The 12,649-nt window shown below is 49.4% G+C and carries 11 protein-coding genes; all 11 read left to right on the forward strand.

The window, feature by feature from the left end:
* Positions 1-33: 33 nt before the first annotated feature.
* Positions 34-2,376: a 1,4-alpha-glucan branching protein GlgB gene (gene glgB, locus VSQ61_RS18395; protein WP_334345847.1), complete on the forward strand. Its 2,343-nt coding sequence runs from the start codon at positions 34-36 to the stop codon at positions 2,374-2,376.
* 31 nt (positions 2,377-2,407) lie between these two features.
* Positions 2,408-3,280, forward strand: coding sequence for a mechanosensitive ion channel family protein (locus tag VSQ61_RS18400; RefSeq protein WP_334345848.1), 873 nt, complete (start codon positions 2,408-2,410; stop codon positions 3,278-3,280).
* Between the two features lie 351 nt (positions 3,281-3,631).
* Entirely contained in the window at positions 3,632-4,576 is a 945-nt protein-coding gene (gene miaA, locus VSQ61_RS18405; RefSeq protein WP_334345849.1) for a tRNA (adenosine(37)-N6)-dimethylallyltransferase MiaA, read from the forward strand.
* Between the two features lie 31 nt (positions 4,577-4,607).
* The gene (locus VSQ61_RS18410) at positions 4,608-5,891 is read left to right on the forward strand and encodes a methionine gamma-lyase family protein (RefSeq protein WP_334345850.1); all 1,284 of its coding nucleotides are present in this window, start codon (positions 4,608-4,610) and stop codon (positions 5,889-5,891) included.
* A 74-nt stretch (positions 5,892-5,965) separates the two neighbouring features.
* Entirely contained in the window at positions 5,966-7,189 is a 1,224-nt protein-coding gene (locus VSQ61_RS18415) for a BaiN/RdsA family NAD(P)/FAD-dependent oxidoreductase (protein ID WP_334345851.1), read from the forward strand.
* 18 nt (positions 7,190-7,207) lie between these two features.
* Positions 7,208-8,830, forward strand: coding sequence for an NAD(P)/FAD-dependent oxidoreductase (locus tag VSQ61_RS18420; protein ID WP_334345852.1), 1,623 nt, complete (start codon positions 7,208-7,210; stop codon positions 8,828-8,830).
* Positions 8,831-9,036: 206 nt separating this feature from the next.
* Positions 9,037-9,288, forward strand: coding sequence for a DUF4321 domain-containing protein (locus VSQ61_RS18425; RefSeq protein ID WP_334345853.1), 252 nt, complete (start codon positions 9,037-9,039; stop codon positions 9,286-9,288).
* A 59-nt stretch (positions 9,289-9,347) separates the two neighbouring features.
* The gene (gene radC / locus VSQ61_RS18430) at positions 9,348-10,085 is read left to right on the forward strand and encodes a RadC family protein (protein ID WP_334345854.1); all 738 of its coding nucleotides are present in this window, start codon (positions 9,348-9,350) and stop codon (positions 10,083-10,085) included.
* 24 nt (positions 10,086-10,109) lie between these two features.
* A complete protein-coding gene (locus tag VSQ61_RS18435) occupies positions 10,110-11,117 on the forward strand; it encodes a rod shape-determining protein (RefSeq protein ID WP_334345855.1) in 1,008 nt (335 codons plus the stop codon).
* Between the two features lie 12 nt (positions 11,118-11,129).
* A complete protein-coding gene (gene mreC, locus VSQ61_RS18440; protein WP_334345856.1) occupies positions 11,130-11,981 on the forward strand; it encodes a rod shape-determining protein MreC in 852 nt (283 codons plus the stop codon).
* A gap of 100 nt (positions 11,982-12,081) precedes the next feature.
* Entirely contained in the window at positions 12,082-12,648 is a 567-nt protein-coding gene (gene mreD / locus VSQ61_RS18445; protein WP_334345857.1) for a rod shape-determining protein MreD, read from the forward strand.
* Position 12,649 lies beyond the last annotated feature (1 nt).

The raw sequence follows: 12,649 nt of genomic DNA on the forward strand, positions 1-12,649 counted from the left end.
ATCCCTTTATGCACAAGAAAGGAGCAAAAAAGCATGGATGATAAGTTGTATAATGTATTGAATTGGCCCAGGATTGAAGCTATGGTTTATTCTGAAGAGGATCAGCCTTACCAGATTCTGGGACCTCACAGAGTGGCAGGAGGAGTTTTGATTCAGGCTTTTTTGCCCACTGTAGTGAAGGCATGGGTGCTGGTACATACCAATAAGAGGCTCTACCCCATGGAGAAAGTAGACGAGAGCGGTTTCTTTTCCGTTCTTATGCCGGGAAGACAGTACCCGGAGTATAGCTATGTAATAGAGTATGATAATGGAAAAAAGGGAGAGATTCTGGATCCCTACTGTGTTGTACCCAAGATGTTTACCAAGTCGGATCTGGACAAGTTTGCAGCCGGAATTCACTATACCATTTATGATAAGCTGGGAGCCCATCCCATGCTCATGGATGATATGGAGGGAACCTACTTTGCGGTCTGGGCGCCCAATGCAATCCGAGTGAGCGTGGTGGGAGATTTCAATGCCTGGGACGGACGCTGCCATCCTATGCGGAGACTTGGAGATTCCGGTATTTTTGAAGTATTTCTTCCTGGAGTGGGAGCTGGGAATAAATATAAGTATGAGATTAAGACCAAAAGCAGACTGACTATGCTGAAAGCGGATCCCTACGCCAATGGAGCAGAGCTTAGACCTAATACGGCTTCGGTGATTCGGGATTTAACATACTACCATTGGAAGGATGCCGAATGGATGGAGCAGCGGAGGAAGACCAATTATAAGAAATCTCCCATGCTGATTTATGAACTGCATCTGGGTTCCTGGAAGAAGCCGGATCCGGAGTCCGGTCAGGAATTCTATAATTACCGTGAGATTGCAGAAGAGCTGGCGCCCTACGTGAAGGAAATGGGCTACACTCATGTGGAGCTGATGCCGGTTATGGAGCATCCCCTTGACGCCTCCTGGGGCTATCAGGTGACAGGGTACTATGCACCTACGGCAAGGTATGGAACGCCGGATGATTTTCGGTATTTTATGAACTATATGCACAACGAAGGTATTGGTGTGATTCTGGACTGGGTTCCGGCCCATTTTCCAAGGGACACCTTTGGAATGTCAGCCTTTGACGGAACTTGTCTCTATGAGCATTGGGATCCCAGACAGGGTTCCCATCCTCATTGGGGAACGCTGATCTATAACTACGGCCGTCCCCAGGTAAAGAATTTCCTGATTGCCAATGCCCTGTTCTGGGTGGAGATGTATCATGCAGACGGAATCCGTATGGATGCAGTAGCTTCCATGCTGTATCTGGATTACGGAAAAAATGACGGAGAGTGGGTAGCGAATATCTATGGCGGAAAGGAAAATCTGGAAGCCGTAGAGTTCTTAAAGCATCTGAATTCCATTTTCAAGAAAAGAAAAGACGGAGCGCTTCTCATTGCAGAGGAATCCACTGCATGGCCCAAGGTTACGGAAGCTGTGGAAAAGGACGGCCTGGGATTTGATTTTAAATGGAACATGGGCTGGATGAATGACTTTATCGGTTATATGCATTACGATCCGGTGTTCCGGGCATATCACCATGGGGAGCTGACCTTCAGCATGATTTATGCTTACAGTGAGAACTTTATTCTAAGCCTTTCCCATGACGAGGTAGTCCATGGCAAGGCGTCCATGGTAGGCAAAATGCCGGGAGACAGGGATTCCCAGCTTAATAACCTTCGGGCTGCCTATGGCTACATGATGACCCATCCGGGTAAGAAGCTGCTCTTTATGGGACAGGAGTTTGCCCCCTTTGAGGAGTGGAATGAAAATGTGGGTCTGGACTGGGAGCTGCTCCAGTACCAGGATCACGGCAATATGAAGAATTATGTGAAGGCCCTGAATGAGTTTTTAAAAGAGCATCCGGCCCTCTATGAGCAGGATCATGATCCGGATGGCTTTGAGTGGATCAATAACATTTCTGCTAACGAGAATATGCTGGTGTTCTTAAGGAAAGCAAAGAAGGCCAAAGAGACCTTGCTGGTAGTCTGCAACTTCTCTCCCCTTGTCTATGAGAAGCATAAGATCGGCGTGCCTTTTGAGGGGCGCTATAAGGAGATCTTCAACAGTGACAGTGAGATGTTCGGCGGAAGTGATGTGCGCAATAAGCGTGCAAAGCGATCCAGAAAGTCCGAGTGCGACGGACGGAAATATTCCATTGAGATTACCGTTCCGCCCATGGGAATTGCCATATTCTCCTGTACATCGGAAAGGGCTTCTGGGAAAAAGGAAAAAGCCCCAAAGGCAGAAGAAAAGGCTTCTAAGGCTGTGAAAGCAGAAGCAATTGAGGAAGTAAAGACAAAAAAGCCGGAAACAAAAAAGACAGCTTCCAAGAATAAATAAGTATATCTCAGAATAAAGTAGAGGAAAAGCCATGCTGGAGAACACGGATACGCCACAGGAAATAGAAGCAATTACAGAGGAAATTGACCGGTTTCAACGATATATTGATGAATATCTGCCAGGAGTCGCAGCCTTTGGCCTGCGGGTGCTGATGGCTCTTGTCGTATTTTTTGTGGGCACCCGGCTCATTAAGCTTTTGCGCCGCATCGTGCGCCGATCCATGGAGCGTGCGGGAGCGGACATGGGCGTGATACAGTTTATAGATTCCTTATTAAAGGCATTTTTGTACTTTGTATTGGTGATGCTCATAGCCTCTGGCTTCGGAGTGGACACCACCTCAGTGGTGGCGCTGGTAGGTTCCGCGGGTCTGGCGGCAGGCTTAGCGCTGCAGGGAAGCCTGGCCAACTTCGCAGGCGGCGTCCTGCTTCTTATGGTGAAGCCCTTTAAGGTGGGAGATTACATTATCCAGGGAGACTTGGAGGGAACGGTATCCGAGATTCAGATGATCTACACCTATCTGTTAACTCCGGACAATCGGAAGGTGGTGATTCCGAACGGCAAGCTGGCGGATAACAGTCTTATTAATGTGACGGCTCAGGAAAAGCGCCGTCTGGATATTGATGTGGGAATCTCTTACACCGCTGATCTGAAACGGGCAAAAGAGGTGGCTGCGAAGCTTTTGGAGCAGGAAGAACGGATCCTGAAAGATGAAGAGCGTCAGGCAGTCGTATCCGAGCTGGCGGACAGCGCCGTAGTATTAAAGCTGCGGTTCTGGGTGACGCCGGAGGATTATTGGAGTACAAAGTGGGATATGACAGAGGCCGTGAAGCTGGCCTTTGATGAAAATGGAATTGAAATTCCGTTCAATCAAGTTGATGTGCATATCCGTGCGGAATCAGATTAATGCGGAATTTGCAGCAGGAATACTCCCTTGCTTCTTATATTTAATATTGGGGAGTTGGGAACAGGTGGGTTTATTGCCGGATTTTAGCCAAAGGGGCTGTCGGGAAATAAGACATCAGCCATTTCTATACCCTGTGTTCGGACGGTTTGTGTACATTCTGTCTGCTCTGTACGGACATTAAAAAGCAATATCCGTACATATCAGACAGTCTGTACACAAACAGCCGGACACTGGATATCAGAAAAGTCTTCTGTCTTATTTCCCGACAGCCCCTTTGTTTCTCTTGCAAATCCCTTCCACATTCACTATAATAAAGCAGACGCCCTTTCAGGTGTAAAAAAGGAGACCACGATGAAGCAGCCATTGGTGATACTCACTGGCCCCACGGCCGCAGGAAAAACAAAGCTTTCCATTGCCTTGGCAAAAGCCATTGACGGGGAAATCATATCGGCAGATTCCATGCAGGTCTACCGTCATATGGATATCGGTTCTGCAAAAGTCCGGCCGGAAGAGATGGAAGGGATTCCCCATCATCTCATTGATATTCTGGACCCGGCAGAGGATTTCAATGTTGTCCGCTTCCAAAGTCTGGCAAAGAGGGCCCTAAAAGAGATCTACGGAAGAAACCGGATTCCCATTGTGACGGGAGGAACCGGATTCTACATTCAGGCCCTGCTCTATGACATTGATTTTACAGAAAATCAGGAGCGTCCGGAGGTTCGGGAAAAATTGGAGGCTTTGGCCGCAGAAAAAGGGGCGGAAGCGCTTTACGAGCTGCTGAAAAAAGCAGATCCCAGGGCGGCAGAGCAAGTTCATGCCAACAATGTGAAGAGGGTCATTCGTGCCTTGGAGTATTACCAGTTGACGGGGAAGCGGATTTCCGAACACAATGAAGCCCAGCAGCAGAAAGAAAGCCCTTACAATGGGGCATATTTTGTGTTAAATGATGAGAGAGAGCGGCTCTATGCTCGGATTGATGCCAGAGTAGATGCTATGCTGGAAGAAGGGCTGCTTGAAGAGGTAAAGACGCTGCAGGCTATGGGCTGCAGCCGGGGAATGGTTTCTATGCAGGGCCTTGGCTATAAAGAGCTGCTGTCCCATCTGGAAGGAGAGATAAGCCTTGTGGAAGCGATTCGGATCCTGAAACGGGATACCCGGCATTTTGCCAAGCGTCAGCTTACCTGGTTCCGACGGGAACGGGATGTGATCTGGCTGAATCAGCAGGATTACCAATATAATCAGGAGCGAATACAAAGCAGAATGTTAGATATTTTAAAAGAAAAAAGGATTCTGTAAAAAAGGTTTGACGGAATGGAGAGTAAAGTATATGAAAGAAACAGCAGCTCTCTACAGGGAGATGGGAATCAGCGAAAAGGTGCTGGCCTATGGCATCCAAGTGGAGAGGGAATTGAAGGAGCGTTTTGATGCCATAGAAGAAAATGTGGAGTACAACCAGATGAAGGTGCTTCATGCCATGCAGAAAAATCATGTGGATGCGGCCTGCTTTGCCGCCACCAGCGGTTACGGCTACAATGATCTGGGCAGGGACAAGCTGGAAGGTGTCTATGCAGATGTGTTTCATACAGAGGCAGCTTTGGTGCGCCCCCAGATCGCCTGCGGTACCCATGCTCTGGCAGTAGCCCTTTCCGGCAATCTAAGGCCGGGGGATGAACTGTTCTCGCCAGTGGGAAAGCCCTACGACACCCTGGAAGAGGTTATCGGGATCCGTCCGTCTACAGGTTCTCTGGCAGAATATGGAGTTACCTATCGTCAGGTGGATCTTCTGGAGGACGGAAGCTTTGATTATCCCAATATTGAAAAGGCCCTGAATGAGCGCACCCGTCTGGTGACTATTCAGCGCTCCAAAGGCTATCAGACCAGGCCAACCCTTTCCGTAAAACGGATCGGGGAGCTTATTGCTTTTATCAAAGAGCGGAAGCCGGATGTGATCTGCATGGTGGACAACTGCTACGGGGAATTTGTGGAGCGGATAGAGCCTACGGACGTGGGGGCGGATCTCTGTGTGGGTTCCCTTATCAAGAATCCCGGCGGCGGCCTTGCGCCCATTGGCGGCTATATTGCAGGAAAAGAGGAATATGTAGAACGGTCAGCTTACCGCCTGACTTCTCCCGGCCTTGGAAAAGAGGTGGGGGCATCTCTTGGAGTTATGACCAGCTTTTATCAGGGATTTTTCCTGGCTCCCACCGTGGTGGGAGGCGCTTTGAAGGGAGCCGTTTTTGCAGCCAATATTTATGAGAACCTGGGATTTCCCGTTGTGCCTGACAAGGCAGAAAGCCGTCATGATATTATTCAGGCAGTAACCTTTGGAACAGCAGAAGGCGTGATTGCATTCTGCAGGGGAATCCAGGCGGCAGCCCCGGTAGATAGTTATGTAACCCCGGAGCCCTGGGCTATGCCGGGCTATGACAGTGACGTGATTATGGCGGCAGGGGCCTTTGTGCAGGGTTCCTCCATTGAGCTTTCGGCGGACGGCCCAATCAAGCCCCCCTATGCAGTGTATTTTCAGGGAGGACTTACCTGGCAGCATGCCAAGTTTGGAATTCTCATGTCTTTGCAGAAGCTTTATGAAGCAGGGCTGGTAAATCTGTAAAAGCCAAAAAAGCAGCGAAGCAGCAATAAGAAATGCTGCTCAGAGCAGAAAAGAACGAGAGGTGAGAGCAAAGCGTGAGACAAGTGTTGATAATAGGCGGAGGCGCATCCGGCTTGACAGCTGCCATCAGTGCAGCCAGAGCAGGAGCAAAGGTAACGCTGCTGGAGCAGAATAAACAGGTAGGGAAGAAGCTGCTTGTCACAGGCAATGGCCGCTGCAATCTGACCAATCGGGATCAGGCGTTATCTCACTATCGGGGCAGCTCTCCAGCTTTTATTAAGAGTGCGCTCAAGGCTTTCGGACTATGGGAAACCTTGGAATTTTTTCAAGGACTGGGGATTGTCACCAGAGATCGAAACGGTTATCTCTATCCCTACAGCGATCAGGCGTCCGCCGTAGCGGATGCACTGCGCATGGAGGCAGAGCATCAGAAAGTTAAGCTCGCCTTAAATACGAGAGTGCAGAAGATTCGTAAAGAAAAAGGCCGCTTTTTTGCGGAAACTTTCGGTTGGACGTATGAGGGCGATGCTTTGATTCTGGCCGCCGGATCTTGTGCGGCGGCCCAGACCGGATCGGACGGAAGCGGCTATGTTTTTGCAGAGACTATGGGCCATTCCCTTATAAAACCACTTCCGGCCCTGGTACAGCTCCGTTCAAAGGACCCCATATTTCCGAAGCTGAAAGGACTTCGCACGGAGGCTAAAGTGACACTTTTTTCGGAAAAAGAGCCCCTGGCGGAGGATACGGGCGAGGTACAGTTCACGGAATACGGTTTATCGGGAATCCCTGTGTTTCAGGTAAGCCGTTACGGTGTGAAGGCGTTGGAACAGGGAAAAAATCTTCGGGCAGTTTTAGACCTTCTGCCCCATATGAAAAAGGAAGAGCTGCCTTCTTTTTGGGAAGATCGCATCCATGCAGGAGCTTATAAGAGCGCCGGACAGCTTTTGGTGGGGCTGTTTCCGAAAAATATGGCAGATTGCCTGTTAAAGCGGGCGGAAATTCCGAGCAATAAGACGGCAGGGGATTTGACCAGAGAGGAACGGAAGGCTCTGCTTTCGGCCTGCACCTCTTTTGAAGTGAAGCTGTCAGCCAGCAACGGCTTTGAACGTGCACAGGTCTGCTGCGGCGGAGTGGATACCAGAGAGGTGAATGGGAAAACTATGGAATCTGTGTTGGTTCCGAAGCTCTATTTTGCGGGAGAGCTTCTGGATGTGGACGGAGCCTGCGGCGGCTATAACCTGCAATGGGCCTGGACAAGCGGCTATCTGGCCGGACTTTACAGTGCTGTTGACAAATAAGGAATTGGAACAATAAATATGATTCGGATACAACAATTAAAGCTGGCTGTAGGCCATACAAAGGAAGAACTGGAGCAAAAGCTGTCCCATGAGCTGAAGCTGTCCCCGGGAAGCCTGATTCACTATGAGATTCGCAAGCAGTCTATCGATGCCAGAAAGAAGCCTATACAATACGTTTACACCATAGATGTACAGACAAAAGAGGAAGAACGTGTTCTAAAAAGAGCCAAAAACTCCAAAGCAGCCAGGGCAGAGGTTCACGCCTATCATCTGCCGCAACCGGGAAGGGACCCCTTAAATCATGCTCCCGTGGTAGTGGGAAGCGGCCCTGCCGGGCTTTTCTGCGGTTTGATGCTGGCAAGAGCCGGCTACTGCCCTGTGATTCTGGAGAGGGGAAAACCGGTATCAGAGCGGAAAAGGGCTGTGGAGCATTTTTGGAATACAGGGCAATTGGATTTAAAGTCCAACGTACAGTTTGGAGAAGGCGGGGCCGGAACCTTTTCCGACGGAAAGCTGAATACCCTGGTAAAAGACTCGGCCGGCCGGAACCGTCTGGTATTGGAGGCTTTTGTAGAAGCAGGGGCGCCCCCGGAGATTCTCTGGCAGAACAAACCCCATCTGGGAACAGACCTTCTTATGGGAATTGTGGAAAGGATACGCAGCCGGATTGAGGAGCTGGGGGGCCGGATTCTGTTTGACAGCCAGATGACGGATATTACCCTGAAAAATGGCCGGGTACAGGGAATTCAGGTAGTGAGAGGGCAGGGGGAATGTGAAGAAACCTGTGAACTGGAAACGGATGTTTTGATTTTGGCGCCCGGCCACAGTGCGAGGGATACTTTTCAGATGTTAAAGGCAAGGGGGATTCCCATGGAAGCAAAATCATTTGCCGTGGGCGTTCGCTTGGAGCACTCTCAGGATATGATTAATTTGAGCCAATATGGGACAGACTATCCCTTAGAACTTGGAGCTGCTTCCTATAAGCTTACCAGAAAGGTTTCCGGCGGGCGGGGTGTCTATTCCTTCTGTATGTGTCCCGGGGGTTATGTGGTAAATGCATCCTCGGAAAATGGAAGGCTTGCAGTAAACGGCATGAGCTATCAGTCCAGAGCCGGCCGCAATGCCAACAGCGCCATGGTGGTTACAGTAGGTCCCGAGGATTTCGGCAGCACAGATGTACTTGCCGGAATGGAATTTCAGCGAAGGCTTGAAGAAGCCGCATACCGGGCAGGGGAAGGTTCAGTTCCCGTGCAGCTTCTCTGCGACTACAGAAAAGGCGTTGTAAGCCGCAGCCTTGGTGAGATAGAGCCCGCCATAAAAGGAACCTGGTCCTTCGGGGATGTGCGGGGCATATTTCCGGCAGAGCTGGCAAAGGCTTTGGAAGAGGGAATCTTGGGCTGTGAACAGATCCTGACCGGATTTGCCAGAGGCGACGCAGTCTTAAGCGGTGTGGAAAGCCGAACCTCATCCCCGGTGCGGATTCCCAGAAATCGGGAGATGGAGAGTCCCATAGGAGGTCTGTATCCCTGCGGTGAGGGAGCCGGCTACGCAGGAGGAATCACCTCTGCGGCCATGGACGGCGTAAAGGCGGCAGAAGCAGTTATTTCCAGATACTGCCTGCCAAATGGTGTCAAAGGCTGACGAAAAAGGATAGAAAAACTTAAGATTTCTTCTCTATACAAGTGTTTTTGTTTATGCTATTATATAAGTTGACCTAATACTGAGGATTGGTATAAGTTTACAGATAAGGAATATTATGTAAGCAGATTAAACCGGGAATACCGGATAAGATGCGTAAGAGTTACGGTTTTCATAGGAAATTGTAACACAAGAAGATGGAGGGGGTTATGAAGTCAAAAAATGGCTGGGTGCTGCTGATTATGCTGCTGTCTGGGATTGTTTTGGGAGGATTTATCGGAATGCTGACAGCCAATATATCAGCGCTCCACTGGTTGAGTTATGGCCAGAGTTTTGGGCTGGAAAGTCCCGTTGTTCTGGATTTGGGATTGCTGGTGCTGACCTTCGGCCTGACAATCCACATATCAATAGCCAGTATCATCGGTGTTGTACTTGCAATCATTATTTATCGGATTATGTAAAGAGCGGTTGCGGCTATTGCCGGATTCGAGAGATTTAAACTGTCTGGAGAGCAGAAAGGATGGATCGAATGAAGGCAACCATGAAGGAGTTATACGAGGGAGAACGCCCTTATGAGAGGTGTCTGGCCTGCGGAGCCGGGGCCCTCTCGGACAAGGAACTGCTGGCAGTGCTGCTGCGGACAGGGACCGTAGGAGAGACGGCCTGTGAGCTGGCCGGACGGATCTTAAGCCTGCCCGGATATCAGGGACTGACAGGCTTTGGCCGAATCCCTCTGGAACGCCTTTTAAAGCTTAAGGGCGTTGGAAAGGTAAAGGCGGTGCAGCTTAAGTGCGCCGCAGAGCTGGCTTCCCGGATGGCAAAGGCCACGGCGGGGGAGAGGCTGTGTTTTGGAACCCCTGCGACTGTTGCAGATTACTTTATGGAAGAGCTTCGCTATGAGGAACAGGAGCAGCTTATTGTCCTGTTTCTGGACGCGCGAAGCAGGCTTTTGAAGGAAAAGCTGATGTTTAAGGGGACAGTGAACGCATCCCTGGCATCGCCCAGAGAGATTTTTCTGGAGGCTTTGGAGGTGCATGCGGTACATGTGGTTCTGGTTCATAATCATCCCAGCGGGGATCCAGCCCCAAGTGATGATGATATCCGAATCACAGAACGGATTTGCTATGGAGGAGATCTTCTGGGGATTCGGCTTTTGGATCATGTGATTATTGGAGACGGCTGCTATTGCAGCTTTAAGGAGAAGAAGATCCTGCCGGAGATGTCAGGAGACAAATCAGTCTGTATGGCAAAAGGATGAACAGAAGAAGGAGAGGAAGACGAAATGCCTGCACAGAGTTTTGGATGTGACTTTGGAACGAGCAGTATTAAAATCTACAGCAAGGAGACAGATACCATATACTGTGAAAAGAATATGGTAGCTATCGAGGAAAAGAAAGGGATGATCGCCTATGGGGATGAAGCCTTTGATATGCATGAGAAGGCGCCGGCCAATATTGAGGTGCTCTATCCCATGTCTTTCGGCACCGTGGCAAGCATCACCTATATGCAGGATTTCCTGAGGGCTTTTCTGGAGTCCCATACCAAAGGCAGCCTGAAGGGTGCAGAGTTTTTGGTGGCTCTGCCTACAGATGTTCAGGACCGTGTGTTTACCACGCTGGTTCACGGGACAGGATTAAAGTCCAAGAATATTCAGCTTATTGACAAGCCGGTTGCAGCTGGTCTTGGCCTTGGTCTTGATGTGACTCAGGCACAGGGCGTGATGGTGGTGGATGTGGGAGCAGACACCACGGAGATTTCCATCCTCTCTCTGGGAGGGACTGTAACCAGCAAGCTTATTAAGACGGGCGGCAACAAGATTGATGAGGCTATATCCAGTGCTATCCGCCGGGAATACGGATACTTTATCGGAAATAAGACGGCGGAGATTCTGAAAAATGAGCTTGGTTATATGCCTGGCAATACAGAAGCAAAGCGTGAGATTTGCGGCCGCAATATGGCCCTTGGACTTCCTGCTCTTTTGGAAATTACGGCGGACTTTGTGGCAAAGGCTATTTCCGAGCAGCTGAAGGCTATTGTGGACGCCATCAAAATGATTTTAGAGCGCACTCCGCCGGAACTTGGAGTGGATATTATTCGCAACGGGATCTACCTTACCGGCGGCGTGGCCAATTTAAAGGGATTGGATGAACAGATCTCCACGGCCACCAATATCCGGGTAAATATGGTAGACCGTCCGGAGGAATGTGTGGCAAGGGGTCTTGAGAGAGTTATCAAGGAGAAGGAGTTCCGTAGTCTGACCTTTGACACGAAGGAACAGGTTTTCAACTGATTCGGGTGTACTATGAAAAAACGAAATCATTTCTTAATACCGACAAAATATGTATTTGCGGTCCTTGCGGTTCTGTGCATATGTTTGATGTTCCTGTCTTACAGCACGGGGCTGGGCGGTACTGCCCTTGGTACTGCGGCCGGTTATGTCTTTGTGCCTTTTGAGCGAGGACTTAGCGGAGTGGGAAGCTGGCTTCGGGAGAAGAAGGACACGCTGGAGGATCTGGCGGCTGTCCAGGCCAGGAATGAGGAACTGCAGGCGCAGGTGGACGAGCTGACTATGGAAAACAGCCGTCTGACTCAGAACCAATATCGTCTGGAGCAGTTGGAAGAGCTGTATGAGCTGGATCAGACCTATGGAGATTTTGATAAGGTGGCAGCCAACATCATTGCTACAGACGGGGGGAATTGGTTTAATACCTTTGTCATTGATAAGGGAAAAGGGGACGGCGTAGACGCAGGTATGAATGTGATTGCAGGAAGCGGTCTTGTGGGAATTGTCACCAAGGTCGGAGATAACTGGGCACAGGTCCGTTCTATTATTGATGATTTAAGCAATATAAGCGCCAAGACTCTCTCTACCTCGGATTTGTGCTTTGTGAAGGGGGATCTGCAGCTTATGAATGAGGGCTTTATCCGCCTTGAAGAGCTGAAGGATCCGGAGGATAAGATTGCCATAGGAGAGAAGATTGTAACCTCCCACGTAAGTGATCGCTACCATGAGGGAATCCTGATTGGTTATGTAAATGAACTGGCTCAGGACTCCAACAATCTGACAAAATCAGGCACTTTAACGCCTGCAGTGGATTTTGAACACCTGCACACGGTTCTGGTTATCACAAATTTAAAGCAGGTGGCAGAGTAATATGACGAAGCATTAAGCGGCTCATTGCCTTTGAAATTGGAAAAGCATCCGGACTGCCTGACATTCTATGCGGGCATGGGAATGCGGAACTGGAATTAATATGAAACAGAAACTTGTAACGGCACTTTTGATTGTAGTATGCTTTATTCTTCAGTGTACGGTATTTAAAGGTCTGGCATTGGCATCTATTTCTCCCAATCTTCTTTTGATTGTGACTTCCTCACTGGGTTTTATGAGGGGAGAACGGGAAGGGCTTTTGATTGGATTTTTCTGCGGCCTTTTGCTGGATATATTTTTTGGGAGCCTGCTTGGTTTTTACGCTCTGTTGTATATGTTTCTGGGGTATGGAAGCGGCTTGTTCCATATGGTCTTTTATGATGAGGATATTAAGCTCCCCATGGTCTGGATTGCTTTGAGCGAGCTGGTCTATGGCTTGAGCGTTTACTTTTTTATGTTCCTGATGCGCAGTAAATTTGAGTTTGGTTACTTTTTTATCCACATTATACTGCCGGAGCTGATTTATACGGTGGCATTGACTATTTTGCTGTATCAGCCTATTCAGAAGTTCAATGCTCTGCTGGATCGTTTGGGGGGAGATACGATTCGGGATTACTATTCATCATCAGGAACGGTGGGACAGACAGATAATAAGATAGAGGAGCCTTAAG

It is taken from the genome of Candidatus Merdisoma sp. JLR.KK006 (genome assembly GCF_036941035.1).
Classification (GTDB): domain Bacteria; phylum Bacillota; class Clostridia; order Lachnospirales; family Lachnospiraceae; genus Laedolimicola.

Coding starts and splice junctions, on each gene's coding strand:
- glgB (WP_334345847.1), top strand. CDS start 34: ATGGATGATAAGTTGTATAATGTATTGAATTGGCCCAGGATTGAAGCT.
- miaA (WP_334345849.1), top strand. CDS start 3,632: ATGAAGCAGCCATTGGTGATACTCACTGGCCCCACGGCCGCAGGAAAA.
- mreD (WP_334345857.1), top strand. CDS start 12,082: ATGAAACAGAAACTTGTAACGGCACTTTTGATTGTAGTATGCTTTATT.
- VSQ61_RS18425 (WP_334345853.1), top strand. CDS start 9,037: ATGAAGTCAAAAAATGGCTGGGTGCTGCTGATTATGCTGCTGTCTGGG.
- VSQ61_RS18410 (WP_334345850.1), top strand. CDS start 4,608: ATGAAAGAAACAGCAGCTCTCTACAGGGAGATGGGAATCAGCGAAAAG.
- VSQ61_RS18400 (WP_334345848.1), top strand. CDS start 2,408: ATGCTGGAGAACACGGATACGCCACAGGAAATAGAAGCAATTACAGAG.
- radC (WP_334345854.1), top strand. CDS start 9,348: ATGGATCGAATGAAGGCAACCATGAAGGAGTTATACGAGGGAGAACGC.
- mreC (WP_334345856.1), top strand. CDS start 11,130: ATGAAAAAACGAAATCATTTCTTAATACCGACAAAATATGTATTTGCG.
- VSQ61_RS18435 (WP_334345855.1), top strand. CDS start 10,110: ATGCCTGCACAGAGTTTTGGATGTGACTTTGGAACGAGCAGTATTAAA.
- VSQ61_RS18420 (WP_334345852.1), top strand. CDS start 7,208: ATGATTCGGATACAACAATTAAAGCTGGCTGTAGGCCATACAAAGGAA.